The following is a 20,657-nucleotide window of genomic DNA, read 5'->3' on the forward strand; positions in this document are numbered from 1 at the left end:
TCATAAGATGACGGAAAAGAAGTACAGTAAGATTTTAATAGCAAACAGAGGGGAAATTGCCTGCAGGATTATCAGAACTGCCCATAAGATGGGTATATCTTGTGTATGCGTATATTCGGATGCAGATGTAAATTCTGTGCATGTAAGACAAGCAGATGAGTCAAGGTACATTGGCCCTTCGCCATCTTGTCTCAGTTATTTAAACATTGAAAAAATATGTGAGGTAGCAGTTGAAACAGGTGCTGAGGCAGTTCATCCTGGCTATGGTTTTTTAGCAGAAAATCCAGATTTTCCACGTGCTCTTCAAAAACATAATATAGACTTCATCGGCCCCAGTGCAGAAACAATAGAAGTTACAGCCAACAAAATAACAGCAAAAGAAGCGGCAAAAAAAGCTGGAGTGAATGTAGTGCCAGGATATATGGGTAAGATCAGCGATGCTGCCCACGCAGCTCAAGTTGCTGAAGAGGTCGGTTTTCCCGTTATGCTCAAAGCTGCATCAGGTGGTGGTGGCAAAGGAATGCGAATTGTAAATTCCAAAAAAGAAATTGAACTAGCGTTCACATCAGCAACAAATGAAGCAGAGAAAAGTTTTAAGGATGGCAGTATCTTTATAGAGAAATATATAGAGTTACCAAGACATATTGAAATACAAATCATAGCAGATAAATATGGCAATATAGTGTGTCTTGGAGAAAGAGAATGCTCGATACAAAGGAATAATCAGAAAATAATAGAAGAAACTCCAAGTCCATTCATTAGTGAAGAAGTAAGACAAAAAATGTATGCCCAATGTGTTTCTTTAGCAAAGCAAGTTGGCTATTTTTCAGCAGGTACTGTTGAGTTTGTTGTAGATAAAGACCAAAACTTCTATTTTCTTGAGGTAAATACGAGATTACAAGTTGAGCATCCAGTAACAGAATTTATAACTGGAATAGACATAGTAGAAGAAATGATTAGAACTTCCTGTGGAGAAAAATTGAGATTCAATCAGGATGATATTAAACTTACTGGTTCTGCAATAGAAAGTAGAATTTGTGCTGAAGACCCATCGAAGAAATTTTTCCCCTCCAGTGGAAGAATAAAATATTACGACCAACCCAATGGAAATGATTATATAAGAATAGATGATGGAGTTGCCGCAGGTTCAGAAATTAGCACATTCTATGACTCAATGATTGCAAAAGTGATAACATATGGAAAAGATAGAGTAGAAGCGATCAGCAGAATGCAAAAAGCATTGTCTGAATGTTATATAGAAGGAGTAACAAATAATATAGAATTTCTAGAATCCATCTCCCATCACCCAAATTTTATTGCAGCAAAGCTCCACACGAGATTCATTCCAGACCATTACCCTAGTGGGTTTCACGGCGATTTTGTTACAGAAGAATATATAAAAGTATTTATTTTTGTTTCGTTATATGTTTATTTAGAAAACGAAGAAAAGTACCATCATAAAGCAGTGAATGAAACGCTTGTAGTTGTAATAAATGACAATAAGTACTCTGTAAATGCAAAGTACCAAGATAATATATTAACAACAGTATATAACCACAATACATACTCTGTAGTAGGCAAGTGGAAATCAAGTTATAGGTTGCTAAACATCACGATTAACGATGATACCGATATAACACTTAAAGTAGAAAAACAAGGCAGCAAATACTTCATAAGACATGCAGGCATGAAAGCTGAGTGTTGTATATTTAAACCTCATGTAGCTGAATTAAGTAAGTTAATGCTAAATAATGAAACAGAAGGGATTTCAGTAGATGCTGTAAAATCCCCAATATCTGGCTTATTAGTTAAGTTGCACGTAAATACAGGAGATCAGGTGGAAATAGGACAACCTTTATTTGTGGTGGAGGCAATGAAAATGGAAAATATTATATGTGCTGAAGCAGCAATGGTGATAAAAAATATTCCCGTTCAAGAAGGAAAAAATGTGCAGATTGGTGATGTAGTATTAGCTCTGCTTTCTTAAATAACACAAGAAGTATAAACTTGACCCAAACAAGATAAATGAAAACACTTGATGAGCTATGGCAATGGCTATTGGTATGTGCAATAATAGAGTAATTACACCCAAAATGATCTGAATGATAACGGAGAGCAGCATAATATATACCGGTTTTACGCTAGCATTTTTTACTGTGAGTATTACTACCAAAGCTAGTATTAGCAATGCCAGTGCTCGATGTATAAATTGCACTGTCACTCTGTTCTCAAAGATATTCAGCCATATAGGGTGTAAGAAAAATAAATCTTCTGGAACGATTTGTCCGTCCATTAGTGGAAAGGTATTGTAAATTAAACCAGCATTTAATCCCGCAACAAACGCACCGAAAATTATTTGTATTACAATTAGAATCAGAATAAGTATTGTGTAATATATACTACTGTTAGTAGATTGAAATCCTGTCATCTCAGTGTCACGCACTGGGATGACATCTTTCTTGGTGAAAGTTACTCTTATATCGCAATGTTCGTGCAGTTGCGTACGTGACGCTGGCTGATAATCAAAAAATTGATACGATAATAGTGCAAAAATAACTAATGCTAATAATAAGTGAAGTGCGAGCCTATAGTGGCTAACATGAGGCTTGGCTACCAAGCCGCTTTTTACCATATACCAACCAGCAAAAGCTTGCAGCGCTCCAAATAATAAGACTATCAATAGCCTTATTACTACCTTTTTAGATATTTTTCTTCTTAATGTAAAATATATAAATGGCAGGACAAAAACTAAACCTGTTAGTCTTGCAACCAATCTGTGTACATATTCTATTAAGTATATAGCGCGAAACTCCTCTATACTCATACCATAGTTAAGTGCTTTATATTCAGGTGTAGCTTCGTATTTTAATTTTTCTTGTAGCCAGTCTTGTTCACTCAGTGGTGGTAATGTTCCAGTAATGGGTTTCCACTCCGTGATTGACAATCCTGCTTTTGAAAGTCTGGTAAATCCACCAATCCCCACCATGAGGATTACCATGATACAGCAGAGAAAAAGCCAAATAGCTACAGGTTTTGATTCCATAAACCATGCTGAGTTTTGTTCCATCGCTCAGGGTAAAGAATAAATTCCCACAAGGCAAGAAAAGCTGCAACACTATGTAGCAGACTATAGACCGGAAAAAATATCGATACTATATAAAAATAAAAAGGCATCTTTTGCTGTTTGACAGCTATTACCAAAAGAATCAGGTTAGTAACGTATACCACTAAAAAGTAGTACAAAAATAATTCATTTAAAACTTTAGTTAATATCAATGAAAGCAGTAAAAATGGAGTAGTAAAAAATATAAAAGCTGCAGAGCCAACAAAAAGATTCAATAGCAAAATTCCCTTAAATCCAGTGTGTTTATAAAGTGACTTTATATTTTTTAAATGAACAATATAAGTTTGCATATAGCCTTTGATCCAGCGCGCTCTTTGCTTAATCCAAGCAAATACAGCAATTGGTGACTCTTCCAATGTTTCTGAGTCAATCATCCTGGTTTTATAGCCCATTTGCGCAAGTCTCAAACCGAGGTCAGCATCTTCGGTAACACTATAAGCATCCCAGAAAAACACTTTTTTTAGAATTTTTACTGAAAAATGATTACTGCTACCACCCAAAGGCATTGGCATGTTCATTTTTTGGAATCCAGGCAATAAGTATTGAAACCAGTTCATATACTCCAGAGAAAAGGATTTTGTGAGAAAATTATAATCACAATTATAGTAATTTAATTTCGCCTGTACACAGGCTAACTTATCGTCGCCCTTATTAAATTCAATCAGTGCTTTTTTAAACTGCAATGGGTCTGGTTTATCATCCGCATCATATATTACTGCATACTTTCCTCTAGCAAAGCTCATAGCATAATTGCATGACTTGGCTTTTGTTCTAGGCAAAGAATGAGGCACTTTTATTACTTCAAAATACTGCGGTAAAGTATACTTTTCTATAGCTGCTAGCGTTTCCTGGTCATCACTTTCTACCTGAAGCTTCACATCTAATTTTGATTTTGGATAATCCAAACTTTCAATGCTTTCGATCAATTGCTCTATCACTGCACTTTCTTTAAAAGCAGGCAATAAAATAGTATATATAGGAAAATCTTCTTCATTCAGCTTACTATAATCCACTTTTTGGTTGGAGGTTTCACATAAGTTAAAAATTGTAGCTATAAACTTGAATAAATAACTAGAACAGCCGATTATAAATATCAACATCAAAGCAAAATATGTATATTTCTCTGTTAGTGTTAAAATTGAAGTTACAATAAAGAAAGAAGCAAAAAATATTGAGCTTAGTTTAATGCTTTTAGCTGAAAAATTAGGATTCTTGTAATATAAGTAGTTGCTTGCAAATTCTGAAATACCAAAGTGCGAGTTAAGAAGATTTAAAATCTGTTCGCTATCCACTTTTATTAATACATAGTCAATACCGTAATGAGCTTCGACCCAACGGTTGACATCTCGGCTTGTGTCTTCAACCATAAAAAAAGTAGTATCATTTAATTTTTGCCAAGGAATTATATTAAATTTATAGTAAAAAAGTTTCTCTGGCTCTTTGCACAAACTAGAATCAAACTTAATTTTTTCTACATTATCAGCTTGAAGTATAGGCAATTGTTGCATTAAACCTAATGCAATTTTTTATTTAAGTTACGTGAAAATGAAGATATGACCTCGCTACTACGCTTATCATCTTTACGTTCATGCATTATTTTTTTTACAGCATCAGCAGCTATATTTGTTGTGTTAGCCTGTAAATCTCCAAGAGCTTTTTCAACTTGGTCAGTGACTTTCTTCAAATTAGAATGGGCATTGTCATCTAACGTCTGATCCAGCTGCTGTCTATTGTGCTTAATGATACTATTAGCTTTATCAAGTGCTTCATTCATCATTTTATTAACTTCTGCATCTAATTTTTTGTATTTTTCAGAAGATTTTTTGTAATACTCTAACATATCTTTTCTGAATTTTTCAGTTTCTTCACTTGAAAATCTGCTTTTGTTACGCTTATTGTTAAGCGCATTTTTTATCACTTTCTTCAGCAATTTATACGAAAGAACAAGGCCTACCAAGAAGGCAAGACCGATAATCAGTGATGCAGACATAAAAACTCCTAAAACTCTTTGGACACCAAGTCAGCAATAAATTTCTCTTCAATTTCAGAATTAGTCAATTTAGTATAATAAATTAAAGCAATACTAGTAGCCATTTGTTTTAACTGATCAGTATATTCAGATTTAAATTCTGCCACTTTTTCTTCAATAAGCTTGCTCTTTTTTTTGTCTTCCTCTTCTAATATACTCTTAACATTAGCTCTCATTTCTTCTACCTGAGCAAGTGCATCATCTATGATCCTTTTTGCCTGTATTCTAGCTTGGTTTAAAGCGGCATTATACTTGGCAATCTGATCTTCCGTAAGTCTTAAAAGATGAACAGAACTACTAAAAGAATCCAATACTTCTTTACTTCTAGTGCTTATTATTTCATCTAACTTTGGCAAAAATAAACAACTTACTACGAAAAAAAGTGAAGAGAAAAAAATTAAAAACCAAAAAACTTGAGAAAAGAAAGTTGAAACATCAAGTTGTGGCATATGTCAAGCAACAAATATTAACAATAGCGCAAGTAGAAACGCAAATAATCCCATTGCTTCAACTAAAGCTGCTCCTGTATAGACATATTTTTTCATTTTATCTTCTGATTCAGGGTTTCTTGCAAGCCCATTTAACATAGTAGAAAATATATTTGCCACACCCAAAGCTGCTCCGAGCATTCCAAATATAGAAAAACCAATCGCTACAAATTTTAAAGCTTCTAAATCCATATATTACCTTTAACTATTTCTTTACAGTATTAATTATAAAATATCCTGTAGGGAAGTCAATTATTTTACTGCATCTGATAAATATACACATGTTAAAGAGGTGAATATATAAGCTTGTAGAATTGCAACGAACACTTCAAACCCTATTAATGCGATTATAAATAAAAATGGTATAGGGGTTAGAACCACGTTCATGTTTACGATAAAGCCTGCTATTACTTTGATAATTGTATGACCTGCAATCATGTTTGCAGCAAGCCTTATTGATAAGCTTATAGGCCTTGCCAGGTAAGCAAATAACTCAATAAAAATCATCATGGGTGCAAGCCACAAAGGAGTTCCTTTTGGTAGCAATATGCGTAAAAATTCTACTCCCCTTTCTTTAAATCCAACAATCGTTATATAAGTAAAAACTACCATCGATAAAGCGAAGGTGACTATCACATGACTTGTGACCGTGAAACTATAAGGAAGAATACCAACCAAATTACATGATAAAATGAAAATAAATACTGTGAATATCAATGGAATGTGCTGCAAGCCTTTGCTTCCAGTGTTATTTTCTATTATTGAAACAACAAAATCATATACATATTCAACTGCAGCTTGCAAATATCCTGGTATTACTGACCCCTTCTTTATTCCAAAAAGCAAAAAGAGTATCACCAATATCACCGAAATCATCGTGAAAAAAGATGAATTGGTAAAGCTTACGTCATACCCAAATAACCTAGGTAACTCTATTACCGTATATACTTTAAACTGCTCCAGCGGATTTAATGCCATTTTAATCTGAATTATCAACAGTAAATAAAGTATGAATTTTATAGGACAAAGTCAAGGGTTAAGATTATGTGGGGCTCTGTATCATTATAGCATTAGCATGTTAACAAAATATGTAATTAGAATGCCAATTATAGCCAGCGCTGTGTTTCAAAATTTACCAATCTTATTAAATTATTCAATATCTTGACTTAACATCTTATTTTAATTATAATTTAATTTTTAGTGAGGTATTATTATGAACGAAATAGATTTTATTAACACTAATCATCCTTTAAACTTAGAGCAAGAATTTGGTAGTGGATATATTAGATTCACTGACGGTTATTTTGATGAGAATACCGGTGGTTATGGAATGATAGGTCAAGTATTAGATGAAAATCATAACACGTTAGGACCACTAACCGTTGGCGGCTATGTTTGTCATTTTCACCATGATGACCATAAGGTTAATCTTCAGTATTTCATGGAAGTAAACTTATAAACGCGAATTCTGGATTAAGGAAGGAAGAAAGTATAGGAAATAGAAGGCTTTTTGGATTTGATGGAATAGGAAATGAGAGTAGAAAAGATATGAACCAAAAAATTAACAGGGGATCTATGGCGAGTGTGTTCAATTTCTAGTCTATTTTTTAGGTAACCAAAAACAGTCTCAATGATAGACCTTTTTCTCAGTAAAATCTTCTCATTTAGCGAAATCAATGCATTTTTCATACCTTTTTTCACCTTGGTAACAAGTTTCAAACCTCGGTCAAACAGCTTCTGAAAAAGCTCTTTTGCAATATAACCTTTGTCACCAAACAAAAGGCCGGTTAATTTTTCCGTCAGATTTGGCACAGGTATCCTATCATCAACATTGCCTTTTGTTAGCGTAAGTGAATGAATTTCACCATTTTCATTGATTACCATATGTAATTTGAAACCAAAAAACCAGCCGTAAGTACTCTTGCTTAATTTTGCAATTCCAGCAAAAACTTTGTTTTTGGATATTCTTTTTGCATGACAAACTGCAATGGGAGTTGTGTCTATATATGAAATTCCAGTGTTTTCTGACTGTCCACAAAGCCAATGCAACAACATTGCTAAATGCCACAAAACCCTAGGCTTTAGAGCAACAAACCTGGTATATGAAGGCAACTTTGGAAACTCTGATTTGTAGAGCAACGTTAGGTAATGTAGATAGAAAGTTTTGAAATTTTTACACGGAGATTGTTGATATAGCAGGATTATTGTCATGATTTCGGAGTGCTCAATTTCCGTTGTTCTTGTGGGTTTTTTACCATTTGGCAGTAGTTTACCTGCAAAATTTTTCTCTATATCTCTGCAAAAATCATCGACCAAACAAAACAGTTTGTTATATCTTCCATGGTTAACCTCATCTGTTTTTTTATAACTGCTGAGTTTACCCTGTTTTCTTGCCTTTTCTATTCTCCTTTAATCCAGAATTCGCGTATGAAGGTGATATGGAAAAGATACTTTCTCTTAAGAAAGGTATATAATTACGTAAGTAGGCTTTTTTATTGTTTCTTGCAATATGGGAGCCATTTACTACAACAAACTTTAAAAGCACCGCATTTTATATTACAATAACTTTTTTGTTTCTTGTTAGATCGATGAAATTCACGTTATCTTGGTTACTGGAGTATTTAGAAACCAATGCTAGTTTAGAAGAAATTACCGATAAATTAACTCATATAGGGTTAGAAGTAGAAGATATTATTGATAATGCCAAATTAGCTGGGTTTGTTGTTGCAGAAGTATTAGAGGTGATACAGCATCCAAATGCTGATAAATTAAAATTATGTAAAGTAAATGATGGGAGTAAAATTCTACAAATAGTTTGCGGAGCAAACAATGTTAGAGAAGGTATGAAAACTGTGCTTGCATCTCTTGGTAGCACATTGCCAGAAAGTGATTTCACAATCAAGCCCACAAAAATACGAGGAGTGCTAAGTGAAGGGATGCTCTGCTCTGCTTCTGAACTTGCGCTGGTTCAAGAGAAAAGTGAAGGAATAATCGAGCTTTCTGATGATTATAAAATAGGGGATAAATTTTTCAATTGTGACCCTGTAATTGATATAAATGTTACTCCAAACCGTGGAGATTGCTTAGGCATTTATGGAATAGCTCGCGACCTTGCTGCAACTGGAATTGGGAAATTAAAGACTTTAAGCATTCCACAACTTACCAGCTCCATAAACTCACCAATCGATGTTGAAGTTACTGACGGGGAAAGTTTTATTAGTGGAATATACATCGCCAATGTAAAAAATCAAGAAAGCCCAAAATGGTTAAAAGATAGGCTGGAATCGATAGGAATGCGCTCCATTTCTGCAATAGTTGATATCACGAACTATATTATGATATCTTTCAGCCGCCCAATGCACGCGTATGATGCAAAAAAAATAGAAGGAGAGCTCACAGTACGCAAAGCAAACGACGGAGAAAAATTTGCTGGTTTGAACGGTAAAGAATACTTATTAAACAAAGACATAAGCGTTATTGCAGGTGATAAAAATATTCATGCAATTGCTGGAATTATGGGTGGTAAGTGCAGTGAATGTACTCTTGAAACTACTGATATCTTTTTAGAGTCTGCTTGGTTTGACCCTATATCTATCGCTAAATCTGCAAGGCAGATGAATATCTCCACAGACGCTAGTTACAGATTTGCACGTTCAGTTGATCCTGGATTTACCCTTGAGGGACTCAATCTTGCAGCTAAAATGATTTTGGACTTATGTGGTGGAGAAACCTCAAGCGTAGTGTCTGCTGGCAGCTTAGATAGGACTGACACCAAGGTGAGCTTTGATTATCAGGATGTGAACAAGTTTGGAAGTGTGTCTGTATCGCCTGATGAAGTGTTCGATATCTTAACGAAACTAGGGTTTAGTATTGATAAAAAAACCGAAGGTAATTGGAATGTACAAGTACCAAGCTGGAGACCGGACGTGACAATACCGGCTTACCTAATTGAAGAAGTAACAAGAATATACGGCTATGACAAAATAAAAGAAGAACCGCTACCAAATAATGTTGAAGAAGTAGATAGTACATACGACAATTTGCGTATTTTGATGACAAACAGAGGGTTTCATGAAGTGCTAACCTGGTCGTTTATGAGTGAATCAACAGCTGAAAAATTTGGTTACTCGAATAAGTTATTTATCATCGATAACCCATTTAATAACAACTTCAATATAATGAGACCAAGTATCATACCAAATTTATTGCAAGTCACTGCTGATAATATTGCCCACGGAATATCTGATCTTGCAATCTTCGAAACTGGGCCGATTTACGATGGTGGAGCTCAGTCTAAACATGTTTTAAGTGGAATAAGAACAGGGAATAATTTGCCGAGAAACCATTATAATACTGATAGGAAAGTAGATGTTTTTGACGCAAAGGCTGATTGCATAGCAGCTTTGGAGTTTTTTAACGTCAATTGTGATAATTTAACGATAGAAAGAGCAGAAAAAGAATATTACCACCCAAGAAAGTCAGGCACTCTCTCTTTTAAGAATAAAGTAGCAGGTTATTTTGGAGAACTGCATCCGAGTATACTGGATTTTTTTGATATCAAGCAAAAAGTTGTAGGTTTTGAGGTAATACTAGAAAATATTGAAAATTTACCTGCAAGTAGAAAGAAATTTATCGACTATAAATACCAAAGTGTAAAACGTGATTTTGCATTTATTGTAAATAAGGATGTAGAAGCAGGTAACATAGTCAATATGGTGAAAAAAAGCTCAGAGCTCATCACAGAAGTTTTAGTATTTGACGTATACCATGGAAATAATATAGAACCGAATAAGATGTCTATAGCATTGTCAGTTACTTTCTGCTCTCCAATCCACACTTTAACTGAAAAAGAGATCCAAAAAGAATCAAATGCTATAGTTAATTTGGTATGTGAAAATACCGGAGGAACTTTGAGAGCTTATCATTAAGCCGCAATCGTAGTTTCCTGCTTTGGCTGTGCCAAGCTTACCTCATCTAATCTACTCCCAACCTTGAATTCAACATCCTTAAAAAATCTATCCCACATTCCATGCAAATGCTCTTCTATTTTAGGCCATACATCATTTTTAAATGTTTCTCCTTCATCAGAAAATAAATCACCTAAAAAAGCCCCAGCTTTCTCATAATTTGACTCGAAATGTTGAAGAAATGTCTCTACTTCCTTATGAGAGTTGTGTGCTACATTTAACGCTTTCCCTTCTGTACTCTCATCCCCATATATTGCAACGTCAAGGCCTGTTTTAATATATCCCCAACCTGTCTGAACAGCTTTTATAGGTTGCAGCCATGAACTCTTATCACTTTTTGGTACATTATTTACTATATTTTCCACCAACCTATCTATCAAAGGAGACAATAAATTTTGACTAAAATGTTTGATATTATCTTTTGTTTTAATTACAGGATATTTGATGCATCTTTCTGCTAAACAGTACTCCAGTTCTGCTTTCTCGAATAATTTCTTGATTTCTTTTTCATTAAAAGTTTCTTGCTTGAGCACCCCCAACAACTCATCCTCTATTATTGCAAATTTTATTTTTTCACGAGATTCTAGTTCTTCTCTGTAATCATTTGTTGCTTTTTCATTTATCAATAATCCTTCTTTTTTTAACTCTAATGCTTCTAGAATTTCTTGGTTATTTTTCAAACATAACTCTATTAACTCTATACTTGAAGATTCCTTTTCATTACTATTTTTCTCAACATCCAAATCCTTATTCTGCTTCTCTATTATTTCCTTTAATCTTGCAGGTTGTGTTAAATATTTTCCAATTTTCTTCCGATAGGAAACAATCTTGTTTACTAGACGTTTTTCATCTTCTTCATTGAATATGCCAGCATTATCTTCTATATTCTTTATACTCTTCTCTTGCTCTTTAAATAACCCTTGAATTCCACATTTTGTTATTTCTGAATGCATTTTTTCTAGCAAGAGATTTACTTCGTGATGAGAACACACATTCACATTTAAATTACAGAATTCATCAAGTAAACTTTGTCTTATATCAATTGTTAAATCTGATTGATTTAACACAACTTTAGCTTTTCTTATTCTTGATTCTATTAGCTTTTGCTCAACCTTCTGATCATTATATTCAAATTTAAAAAGGTCTTCTAACTTCCTTTTTAAGGCATCATCTTTCAGGCCACTATTCTTTCTATTTTCGTATATCTCTTTTAATTCTTCACGTATCTTCCCATACCTTTCTTCTCCCATTCTTTCTAACTCTTTTATCATCTCTTCAGCTTTACGTGAAGCTTCTGCTGTTTCTTTGCTTGGTAATTCCTTACCTTGGCTCTCCAACTCTTGTTTCACTAATATATCTCTTAGCACATCTTCTGAAAAATCTCCTTTTCTTTCTTGTGCAAATTTAATTGCTTGTATAAAGGCAACTTGATAGGCGTTGTATATTAAGTGACTTGTCAATTTAGGACCTATACTATTTACTACTTCCACTCTGAATTCGTTCAACAATTCCTTCAGCTTATCATATGTAATGTCTTTCTTTTCTAGCTTCATCAATTCTTCCATAGTCTTTGCAAATTCTTGAATCGAAGTTGCAAGCACATTCTTGATTTCATTACGCAAGGGCTTAAGACCATTTTTTAAGTGGATATTAGCTGACAATTTCAGTATGGTATTATGTTCTGAATCACGTGCAACATTAAACCAACTACCATCTTTATCTTCGTATAAATCTCTAAGTAATTGTTCAAATTGCGGTGGAAACTTAACTTCCATATCCCACTGAATGTCTGACTTACCAGCATCTATTTCACGAAAAGATACCTCAATATTTTGGTGTTTTTTCTGATATGACCCACTACTCACTTTAAGAACATCAATCAAAGAATGAGATAATTTTCTATTTAAAAGATAAAAAGTAGCTAAGGCAGGTGTTGCAGGAATAAGCAAGAGTAGAAGTATAGGTATACTAACAAGAATCGCTACTGCAGCAAGAACACCATATGCTAATCTTTTTGTTGTACTTTCACTTACTTCACTTTTTTTTGTTTTATTCTCTCCTGAACTGATTTGTGTCTTATCATTTGTTTTTAATTTATTATATACGGCTAATCCTAACGCAGTAAAAACTATATAAGGAAACATTAAAACCGATAGTGCTAAATTCAACGCTTGTTTTTCCGGACAAGCTTGGTTTATCTCTTTAAATATCCTACTTGATATATTATACCAAGAAGTAAAAAAATCAGAGTTATAATCTTTATAATGAAATATACTGAGTGGAACGTCAAAACCAGCAGCTACACTATCAAAAAATTCTTCTTGTTCTTTCGGAATGCGAGCAGATTCTCGCAGAATATTAATATTAATTGACCAATCTTGTTCCTCTAAAGCATCAAAAAACTCTTCTTCCTCTTCCTCTTCCAAAGTAACATTGGAAGTAGATTCTACTTTACCTAAATCACCACTATTGTTAACAACTTTTTTATAATCATCTGCAGCAGCATTCATACCATAACCTTATCCAAGTACTTTAAGTATAGCACAAACACTGACGATTTTCAACTACTGACAATCTAACTTAATATCAACACTTAAATCCTGATATTCCTTAGAATAAAAGTTAGTTCCAATTTCTGTATTAATTTCTAAAGATAAGGAAAGAGTCTGCTCTTTTATGTATTCACCCCATATATTTATTGCTTTCTTAATTTCCTCATCCTCTGTTTTGATTATTACTCTGATTCTATCTGATATATGAAAATCAGCTTGTTTTCTGGTTTCTTGAATGAGCCTCACAACATCTCTCGCTAACCCTTCTAGAATTAATTCATCATTTAGTTCAGTATTTAGAATGACAACTCCTTTGTTGTTATCAAACACAGCAGAATATCCACTATTTGCTTTTAACAATAGTTCATATTCGCCTTTTTCTATGATGTAATTTTCTGACTCATTACCTAAAAAAACTTGCTCATTTTCAACTTGCTTCCATTTTCCCTCTTTGACATATTGAACTAGTTTCTTAATTTTGCCTGGAACTCTCTTTCCAAGCATAGGAAAATTTAGTTTCAGTTCTAGTGATGCAACTTCTTTCAACTCACCTACTATTTCTAATTCTTTTACATTTACCTCGTCTTTTATCATCTCTTGATATTCATTCATGCTTGGTGTCATTCCAGCACTTAACCATTTCTTTTCTTTCTGGATCCCAGTGTCAGCTACTTGGATGACGGGAGAGAGCTCTGGAATGACAGAGGGTTGTGTATCGTCAAGAAAACCACAGGAAGATTGATGATAAATCGTCATACTGCCAAGTGGTTGTCTGATACGTATGTTAAAAATGTTTCTAATAGAGAGCGCAGAGTTGCATATTTCTCTTACCAAATCCATTTTAGCAATGAGCTCATTATCAAACTTCTCTAATTGTGGAAAATCAGCCAAATGAACAGATGTTTCTTTATACTTAAGCCCTTGCCATATAGTCTCTGTTATAAGTGGCAATAAAGGAACTGCAGCTCTTAGTATGTAATAAAAAACCGTATATAGAACATTATAAGCATCAGTTTTATCCTGATCCAAATCACTTTTCCAAAAACGCTCGCGACTGCGACGAATATACCAATTATTCAGCACTTCAAAAAAGTTCATCAAAATTTTGCAAGCCTCTTGGGAGTTATAGCTGTTCATAGAAGCTTGGATACTTTCTACAGCTTCAAAACATTTGGAAATCATGTAGCGATCAATAGTACTTTGATAATCCTTACAAACTTCAGCTTTAATTCCATCTGCATTTGCATACATAGTAAAAAAGTGATAACTGTTCCAAATAGGTTTTATTACGTTTTTCAGAACATCTCGTATTGAGTTTCCTTCTTTATCGAGTAGCAAATTACCACCACAAACAATAGATCCAGAAAGCATAAGAAAACGCAGTGCATCAGAACCGTATCTATCAAAAACCTCCATTGGATCTGCATAGTTATTCAAACGTTTGGACAATTTTTGCCCTTTTACATCCAAAACAACACCATGACATATGCAATTCTTAAACGGTTCACTGTCAAACAAAGCAGTAGACAATACAAAAAGTGTATAGAACCAACCTCTGGTTTGTGCTATGTACTCGGTAATAAAATCCGCAGGAAAGTTATTCTCAAACCATTCCTTATTTTCAAACGGATAGTGGACTTGCGCAAATGGCATCGAGCCAGATTCAAACCAACAGTCAAATACGTCAGGCACACGACGCATAATCGATTTTCCTGTTGGGTCATCAGGATTTGGTCTTGTTAAAGTATCGATAAATGGTCTGTGCAAGTCGTCTATTTTAACATTAAAATCTCTCTCCAGTTCTTCTATTGAACCATATACATCTACCCTTGGATATCTTGTATCATCTGATTTCCATACAGGGATTGGCGTACCCCAGAATCGATTGCGTGAAATTGACCAATCGTGTGCCCCTTCAAGCCATTTTCCAAATTGACCATCTCTAATGTGGTTTGGTATCCAATTAACTCTCTTATTTAGCTCTACCATTCTGCTTTTGAATTTTGTAACGGCAACGTACCAAGAAGGCATAGTGCGATAGATCAAAGGAGTGTCAGTTCTCCAGCAGTGTGGATAATTGTGAATATATTGCTCAGTCTTAAACCAACTCCCCTGCCCTTTCAATTTTTTTATTACTGTATCACTGGCATCAAAAACATGAACCCCTGCCAAATCTGAAACTTCAGCAGTAAATTTTCCACTGTTATCAATTGGACAAATAACTGGAATATCATGGCTTTGGCAAAGGTAAAAATCTTCCTCACCAAATCCAGGAGCAGTATGCACAACGCCAGTACCATCTTCTCCTGTAACATAATCAGCGATGAAAACGCGGAATGCATTTTTCGTATCTTTAAAGTAATCAAATAGTGGTTTATAAGAAAGACCTACAAGATCATTCGCTTTAAGTTTTATATTGCAGTTTTCATATGGAATATTGTTTTGTTCAGAGTGGCTGATAAATTTCTCTAGGTAGCTTTCAGCGAAGATGTGGATTTCACCATTGACTAATACTGCACAATACTCAATATCTTTCCCTATCGCCAAAGCCAAGTTGCTCGGCAACGTCCAAGGAGTTGTAGTCCAAGCAAGTAATTTACATACAGTTTTAAACTGCTGTGGGTTTTCTAAAAGCTCAAATGCAACAGTTACAGCTTTGCTAGTCTTTTCTCTATATGCGTTATCAAGCCTTGTTTCAAAATTGGATAATGGAGTTTCGCACGCCCAGCTATATGGAACAACGCGCACTGATTCATACACCAGACCCTTATCATAAAGCTGTTTAAATGCCCACATGACCGACTCCATAAATGATTTATCCATAGTCTTATAGTCATTGTGAAAGTCTACCCACCTTGCTTGCCTATTTACATACTTTTCCCATTCTGATGAAAATTTCATTACAGAAGTACGACAATGGTTATTGAATTTTTCAATGCCGAATTTTTCTATTTCAGTTCTACCAGATATTCCAAGTTCCTTTTCCGCACCCATCTCAGCCGGCAATCCATGGCAATCCCAGCCAAATCTACGTTCGACCCTTTTTTGCAGCATAGTTTGATATCTTGCAAATGCGTCTTTGATGAAACCAGTGAGTAAATGCCCATAATGGGGAAGTCCATTTGCAAACGGAGGCCCATCGTAAAAGACAAAACAATTATCCTTGGAACGTTCCTCAACTGACCGCTCAAAAACTTTGTTTTCCTGCCAAAATTTTATGATTTCTTTTTCTAACGACGAAAAATCAGGACTACTTACTGTATCAGGATAATGCTTTGACTTCATGTTCGCTATGTAAAACTAAAGAATATAGGGCTTTCTGAAAAATTACAAATTCAAAAAGAAACACATTTACTCCTATATAGTATTCTTCATACTAAATGATAAATTTTTATAATTTAGTATGTTCTGAATCCAAGTAGTCAAGGCACTGGGATGACAAAAGAGGGAGTGTAGAAAGATTGCACCCATATGGTGTCATTCAAGTAGCTGACACTGGTTCCCTTATGAAGGTGTCATTCCAGTGCTCCGACACTGGAATGGCTTTGTTGCATAGCAACCGAAAAATCTGGTGGCTACTGACAAAATTCATTATAAATAACCATTTAACTGTTGAAGAAAAAATATGCCACAGAAAATGAAAGTCAGTAACCAAAACGAATATAACAAATTCCTTGAAAAAAGGGGAAATATTTTTCGTTACATCGATGAAGCTATCGAAAATTGGTATGAAAATAGTCCAAAAATGCAGGGCGGCAACTATATTTACAGTGATAAAGTCGTAATTTTGGTGCATATAATTGTCAATCTTTTTAGAATTGGTTTAAGACAAACGGTGGGGTTTATAAAAGGGTATCTGCAACAAATAGGAAAAATTTGGCAGTTATCAGCTATTCACAAGCATCAAGAAGGTTTAAAAAACTTAATATTAAGATAAATGATTGCAGGGTTGATAAAAGCAACATGGAAAATATTGAAATTATCATAGATAGCACAAGTATCAGCATTTACAGTAACACTCCTGGCCACAGTAAGGAAAACAGTGCAGATAGAAAGTACCGAAGCTACGAGCAAGTAAGAAAGTTACATGTTATGTTAAGTGTAAATAGTAAAAAAGCTATAGCTGCAAGATACAGTAATGGCTTCTACTCTGACCACTATGGAGCTTGCGATTTGCTTGAAGAAGTTAATTTTCAGCACAAAATAAAAGCATTATATGCAGATAACGCGAATTCTGGATTAAGGAAGGAAGAAAGTATAGGAAATAGAAGGCTTTTTGGATTTGATGGAATAGGAAATGAGAGTAGAAAAGATATGAACCAAAAAATTAACAGGGGATCTATGGCGAGTGTGTTCAATTTCTAGTCTATTTTTTAGGTAACCAAAAACAGTCTCAATGATAGACCTTTTTCTCAGTAAAATCTTCTCATTTAGCGAAATCAATGCATTTTTCATACCTTTTTTCACCTTGGTAACAAGTTTCAAACCTCGGTCAAACAGCTTCTGAAAAAGCTCTTTTGCAATATAACCTTTGTCACCAAACAAAAGGCCGGTTAATTTTTCCGTCAGATTTGGCACAGGTATCCTATCATCAACATTGCCTTTTGTTAGCGTAAGTGAATGAATTTCACCATTTTCATTGATTACCATATGTAATTTGAAACCAAAAAACCAGCCGTAAGTACTCTTGCTTAATTTTGCAATTCCAGCAAAAACTTTGTTTTTGGATATTCTTTTTGCATGACAAACTGCAATGGGAGTTGTGTCTATATATGAAATTCCAGTGTTTTCTGACTGTCCACAAAGCCAATGCAACAACATTGCTAAATGCCACAAAACCCTAGGCTTTAGAGCAACAAACCTGGTATATGAAGGCAACTTTGGAAACTCTGATTTGTAGAGCAACGTTAGGTAATGTAGATAGAAAGTTTTGAAATTTTTACACGGAGATTGTTGATATAGCAGGATTATTGTCATGATTTCGGAGTGCTCAATTTCCGTTGTTCTTGTGGGTTTTTTACCATTTGGCAGTAGTTTACCTGCAAAATTTTTCTCTATATCTCTGCAAAAATCATCGACCAAACAAAACAGTTTGTTATATCTTCCATGGTTAACCTCATCTGTTTTTTTATAACTGCTGAGTTTACCCTGTTTTCTTGCCTTTTCTATTCTCCTTTAATCCAGAATTCGCGTTTTAAACGCTTGACAAGAGAAATTCAGCTGCTTTTAATTGCAACTAACTTACGCTGCAAATGTTTAAGAAATTTACCAAGCAGAAAAAAAGACAAAGAATCCCCGAGTTAGCTAGTCTTTTACTATCTCTGTCGAGTATTGGCATTTTTTGATGTCTTGTAACGCTTTATAAGCGCGTTCAGCTTATTTAGATAAAAATCTAGATGTAGATGAAGTTTTGTAAAGACATACAGTATCTATATACTGCAAAAAATTAAACATAAGACGCCGATACATTAAGTAATCCTTACCTTTTAATCCGCAGATTGGCGAAAGCAAATACAATAGCTTCAGTTTCATGATAAGGGGGCTGGCGAAGGGTGTCAAGTAATTTTAGCTCCGTTTCTGTGGGTCAGATAGCTACCTGATGACACCATTGGTCAATTACTGCAACTAAAAACTTTCATTTTAACAGTTAAACAAGGCCAAATTTAATAGAGAGAGGATTTTTTTATTTTCTCATTCTTCTCATTTTCCTCTCTAACAATTTTTTTTCCATTTAATATGTCTTTTATTTCATCTCCTGTTAAAGTTTCAAACTCCAGTAGATTTTCAGCAATGAGATCTAAGCCTTTCTTATGCTTGGTCAAAATCTCTTTTGCTTTTTCATAGCAAGAAGACACAACTTCCTTCACTTCTTCATCTATAAGTTTTAACGTATCTTCAGAAATTATGTCAGAACCATGTATGGTTTGTTCGCGATTGTGATAGATCGGGCCTATTTTGTCGCTCATTCCCCATTTTGTTACCATAGAACGTGATAAATCTGATGCTAATTTTATATCTGAAGATGCACCGCTTGTAACTTTATCGTAGCCAAAAATTAGCTCTTCTGCCACACGTCCACCCATTGCAACAGTTATATCTGCTAGCATCTTTTCTCTTGTGAGGGACACTCTATCTGTTTCTGGTAGTCTCATAACTAAACCGAGTGCCCTACCGCGTGGAATAATTGTTGCCTTGTGTATAGGATCAGAAGCAGACATATTAACAGCAATCATCGCATGACCAGCTTCATGGTATGCAGTCAGTCTCTTTTCCTCTTCTGTCATAATGAGAGATCGCCTTTCTACGCCCATCATCACTTTATCACGTGCATATTCAAAATCATCCATGGTAACAATCTTCTTGTTTCTTCTTGCAGCGATAAGTGCAGATTCGTTCACTAAATTTGCTAAATCAGCTCCAGAAAAGCCTGGTGTTCCTCTTGCAACTGTTCTCACATTTACATCGGGAGCCATTGATATTTTCTTTATATGCGTATTTAATATCTTTTCACGCCCATTTATATCGGGTAAAGAAATAGTAACCTGTCGGTCAAAACGACCAGGTCTAAGCAGTGCTGGATCTAAAACGTCTGGGCGGTTAGTTGCAGCGATTATTATCACACCTTCATTAGACTCAAAGCCATCCATCTCAACTAATAACTGATTTAATGTTTGCTCTCTTTCGTCGTTGCCGCCACCAAGACCAATGCCACGATGTCTACCCACCGCATCTATTTCATCTATGAAAATTATGCAAGGAGCATTTTTCTTGCCTTGATCAAACATATCACGAACACGACTTGCACCAACACCCACAAACATTTCAACAAAATCAGATCCGGAAATGCTAAAGAATGGCACATTAGCTTCACCTGCAATTGCACGAGCAAGTAAAGTTTTACCAGTTCCAGGAGAGCCAATTAAAAGGCACCCTTTTGGTATTTTTCCACCTAATATTTGAAATTTTTGCCTTTGTTTAAGGAAATCAACGATCTCTACCAGCTCTTCTTTTGCTTCATCAATTCCGGCAACATCATCAAATGTTACTTTTTTTCCACTAGTCATGAGTCTAGCCCTTGACTTGCCAAAGCTTATAGTTCTGTTGCCTCCCGCTTGTGTTTGTTTAAGAAAGAATAGCAAAAAGCCAATAAAGATAAATGTTGGGACCCATGAGATAAGTAATCCACCAATTACGTTCATGGCAGAATCTCCAGTTGAAAAGGAGAATCTCACTTTTCTATCATGTAAATTTTTTATTAGGTCGCTATATATAACACCGCTTGAGTTGAAACTTGAACCATCCCTGAACTTGCCTTCAATGCTCTGATTTTTTATGACAATATTTTCTACATCATTGTCTTCTAGTCTAGTTAAAAATTCCGAAAAAGGTATAATTGTTTTACTTTTACCTACATTTCCGCTGAACTGAATATAAGCAACTGAAATAAGAACAATAATTACTAACCAGATCAATAAGCCTTCTAAAAATTTTTTCATT

Annotated in this window: 17 protein-coding genes and 1 pseudogene; 7 read left to right on the forward strand and 11 right to left on the reverse strand. The window is 34.7% G+C overall.

Annotation, left to right across the window (positions count from 1 at the left end; translation table 11 throughout):
• Positions 1-7: 7 nt before the first annotated feature.
• A complete protein-coding gene (locus AAGD95_RS04930) occupies positions 8-1,987 on the forward strand; it encodes an acetyl-CoA carboxylase biotin carboxylase subunit (protein ID WP_265034358.1) in 1,980 nt (659 codons plus the stop codon).
• Here the strand turns inward: AAGD95_RS04930 and AAGD95_RS04935 are convergent.
• Genes AAGD95_RS04935 through AAGD95_RS04960 form a run of 6 tightly spaced genes read right to left on the reverse strand, consistent with a single transcriptional unit; the run spans position 1,970 to position 6,619 of the window.
• Positions 1,970-3,043: a COX15/CtaA family protein gene (locus AAGD95_RS04935; protein WP_265034359.1), complete on the reverse strand. Its 1,074-nt coding sequence runs from the start codon at positions 3,041-3,043 to the stop codon at positions 1,970-1,972. The genes AAGD95_RS04930 and AAGD95_RS04935 overlap by 18 nt on opposite strands.
• A complete protein-coding gene (locus AAGD95_RS04940) occupies positions 3,025-4,623 on the reverse strand; it encodes a glycosyltransferase family 2 protein (protein ID WP_341818843.1) in 1,599 nt (532 codons plus the stop codon). Before AAGD95_RS04940 ends, AAGD95_RS04935 begins: the two co-directional genes overlap by 19 nt.
• Before the next feature lie 14 nt (positions 4,624-4,637).
• Entirely contained in the window at positions 4,638-5,114 is a 477-nt protein-coding gene (locus tag AAGD95_RS04945; RefSeq protein ID WP_265034361.1) for a hypothetical protein, read from the reverse strand.
• Positions 5,115-5,122: 8 nt separating this feature from the next.
• Positions 5,123-5,602 (reverse strand): hypothetical protein, encoded by a 480-nt coding sequence (locus tag AAGD95_RS04950; RefSeq protein WP_265034362.1) that lies wholly within the window; start codon positions 5,600-5,602, stop codon positions 5,123-5,125.
• A 3-nt stretch (positions 5,603-5,605) separates the two neighbouring features.
• On the reverse strand, positions 5,606-5,833 hold the full coding sequence (locus tag AAGD95_RS04955) for a F0F1 ATP synthase subunit C (RefSeq protein WP_265026588.1): 228 nt from the start codon (positions 5,831-5,833) through the stop codon (positions 5,606-5,608).
• A 60-nt stretch (positions 5,834-5,893) separates the two neighbouring features.
• Positions 5,894-6,619, reverse strand: coding sequence for a F0F1 ATP synthase subunit A (locus AAGD95_RS04960; protein WP_265026587.1), 726 nt, complete (start codon positions 6,617-6,619; stop codon positions 5,894-5,896).
• A gap of 235 nt (positions 6,620-6,854) precedes the next feature.
• On the opposite strand from AAGD95_RS04960, the gene AAGD95_RS04965 reads away from it, so the two are divergent.
• The gene (locus AAGD95_RS04965) at positions 6,855-7,100 is read left to right on the forward strand and encodes a hypothetical protein (RefSeq protein WP_341818350.1); all 246 of its coding nucleotides are present in this window, start codon (positions 6,855-6,857) and stop codon (positions 7,098-7,100) included.
• Between the two features lie 14 nt (positions 7,101-7,114).
• Here AAGD95_RS04965 and AAGD95_RS04970 read toward each other — a convergent pair whose 3' ends face one another.
• Positions 7,115-7,966 (reverse strand): IS982 family transposase, encoded by an 852-nt coding sequence (locus tag AAGD95_RS04970; protein ID WP_410542088.1) that lies wholly within the window; start codon positions 7,964-7,966, stop codon positions 7,115-7,117.
• A gap of 15 nt (positions 7,967-7,981) precedes the next feature.
• On the opposite strand from AAGD95_RS04970, the gene AAGD95_RS04975 reads away from it, so the two are divergent.
• A complete protein-coding gene (locus AAGD95_RS04975; protein ID WP_341818351.1) occupies positions 7,982-8,206 on the forward strand; it encodes a hypothetical protein in 225 nt (74 codons plus the stop codon).
• Between the two features lie 23 nt (positions 8,207-8,229).
• Positions 8,230-10,569 carry a phenylalanine--tRNA ligase subunit beta gene (pheT, locus tag AAGD95_RS04980; RefSeq protein WP_341818352.1) on the forward strand — a complete coding sequence of 780 codons (2,340 nt, stop codon included), beginning with the start codon at positions 8,230-8,232 and terminating at the stop codon, positions 10,567-10,569.
• On the opposite strand, the gene AAGD95_RS04985 is transcribed toward pheT, so the two are convergent.
• Both AAGD95_RS04985 and ileS read right to left on the reverse strand, forming a co-directional pair.
• The gene (locus AAGD95_RS04985) at positions 10,566-13,118 is read right to left on the reverse strand and encodes a hypothetical protein (protein WP_341818353.1); all 2,553 of its coding nucleotides are present in this window, start codon (positions 13,116-13,118) and stop codon (positions 10,566-10,568) included. The genes pheT and AAGD95_RS04985 overlap by 4 nt on opposite strands.
• Before the next feature lie 54 nt (positions 13,119-13,172).
• Positions 13,173-16,445 carry an isoleucine--tRNA ligase gene (ileS, locus tag AAGD95_RS04990; protein WP_341818354.1) on the reverse strand — a complete coding sequence of 1,091 codons (3,273 nt, stop codon included), beginning with the start codon at positions 16,443-16,445 and terminating at the stop codon, positions 13,173-13,175.
• 340 nt (positions 16,446-16,785) lie between these two features.
• On the opposite strand from ileS, the gene AAGD95_RS04995 reads away from it, so the two are divergent.
• Together AAGD95_RS04995 and AAGD95_RS05000 are read left to right on the forward strand one after the other, a co-directional pair.
• Positions 16,786-17,097, forward strand: a complete 312-nt coding sequence (locus tag AAGD95_RS04995; RefSeq protein WP_341818355.1) for a transposase — start codon at positions 16,786-16,788, stop codon at positions 17,095-17,097.
• Positions 17,098-17,123: 26 nt separating this feature from the next.
• Positions 17,124-17,327, forward strand: a pseudogene (locus AAGD95_RS05000) (hypothetical protein); the annotation flags it as partial.
• Between the two features lie 72 nt (positions 17,328-17,399).
• Here the strand turns inward: AAGD95_RS05000 and AAGD95_RS05005 are convergent.
• On the reverse strand, positions 17,400-18,251 hold the full coding sequence (locus AAGD95_RS05005) for an IS982 family transposase (RefSeq protein WP_410542088.1): 852 nt from the start codon (positions 18,249-18,251) through the stop codon (positions 17,400-17,402).
• A gap of 15 nt (positions 18,252-18,266) precedes the next feature.
• Between AAGD95_RS05005 and AAGD95_RS05010 the strand changes: the two genes are divergently transcribed.
• A complete protein-coding gene (locus AAGD95_RS05010) occupies positions 18,267-18,464 on the forward strand; it encodes a hypothetical protein (RefSeq protein WP_341818356.1) in 198 nt (65 codons plus the stop codon).
• Between the two features lie 359 nt (positions 18,465-18,823).
• On the opposite strand, the gene ftsH is transcribed toward AAGD95_RS05010, so the two are convergent.
• Positions 18,824-20,656, reverse strand: a complete 1,833-nt coding sequence (gene ftsH, locus AAGD95_RS05015; RefSeq protein WP_265034881.1) for an ATP-dependent zinc metalloprotease FtsH — start codon at positions 20,654-20,656, stop codon at positions 18,824-18,826.
• Between the last annotated feature and the right edge of the window lies 1 nt (position 20,657).

It is taken from the genome of Wolbachia endosymbiont (group B) of Ennomos erosarius, from assembly GCF_964026905.1.
Lineage (GTDB): Bacteria > Pseudomonadota > Alphaproteobacteria > Rickettsiales > Anaplasmataceae > Wolbachia.